Annotated in this window: 1 protein-coding gene and 2 pseudogenes; all 3 read left to right on the forward strand. The window is 69.4% G+C overall.

The features are described 5' to 3' along the window. Window positions 1-206 (forward strand): annotated as a pseudogene (locus HUW62_RS47530) (hypothetical protein); the annotation flags it as partial. Continuing rightward, complete coding sequence (locus tag HUW62_RS47535; protein ID WP_217912001.1) at window positions 203-496, forward strand: hypothetical protein; 294 nt, start codon at window positions 203-205, stop codon at window positions 494-496. The pseudogene HUW62_RS47530 and the gene HUW62_RS47535, both read left to right, overlap by 4 nt. Beyond that, a pseudogene (locus tag HUW62_RS47540) lies at window positions 493-755 on the forward strand (hypothetical protein); the annotation flags it as partial. The gene HUW62_RS47535 and the pseudogene HUW62_RS47540, both read left to right, overlap by 4 nt.

Here is a 755-nt window from a genome sequence, read left to right on the forward strand (position 1 = left end):
CGGGTGACGCCCTCATCCGCCCCAGCGACAGGCTGGGGGCCCTCTACGACGTCACGGGCGCACTCGTGCAGGCCGTGAGGACGCCTCCCGGGCTGTACGTCACGGAGGCGCGCCCCACGGGCTTCGGACTCCACCGCCGGAGGCCTCGCAGAAACCTCCTTCTCGTCACCTTCAACGACAGGCCCCAAGCCCGAGGACTCGCATGAAAGCACTGCTGCTCACCTCTCTTCTCGCCACCGCCCTCCTCACCCGCTGCCGCGCGCCGGACGGGTGCGCGCCGGTGTCCACGCGCTGCGCAGGCAATGTCGCCGAAATCTGCAACGGCGACGGCAACTGGCAGGTGCTCGCCGACTGCGACGCCGTCAGCGAGCACAGCAACGCCGCCTTCACCTGCGCCTACGTCAACGAGGAGGGCGTCACCGGCCACACGTGCCTGCCCACCACTGTGGACGCCGGCACCGTCGACGCGGGTGTCGAGGAAGGCGGTGTCCTGTGAAGGGCTACCTCCAGTCCCTCCCCGGCGTGGGCACGCTCTTCCAGCGCGGCGAGATTCAACCCGCCGAGGTGTGGGCCTTCTACCAGCACATGCAGTCGCGCCTGCGCACCAAGACGGCCAACAAGGCCGACTCCCTCGAGATGCAGTTGGCGGCCGAGGCGCTGCAGCGCATGGGCATCCTCGACAGGCAGCGCTTCCTGGAGAAGTACGCCACCACCGTGGGCCGCACCCTCTACCTGCCCTTCGAGGTGGGCGTACC

The organism is Myxococcus sp. AM011 (assembly GCF_013372595.1).
Classification (GTDB): Bacteria; Myxococcota; Myxococcia; order Myxococcales; family Myxococcaceae; genus Myxococcus; species Myxococcus eversor.

What these genes read in the sequence shown, in the direction of transcription:
- HUW62_RS47535 (WP_217912001.1), top strand. Translation starts at nt 203, where the DNA reads ATGAAAGCACTGCTGCTCACCTCTCTTCTCGCCACCGCCCTCCTCACC.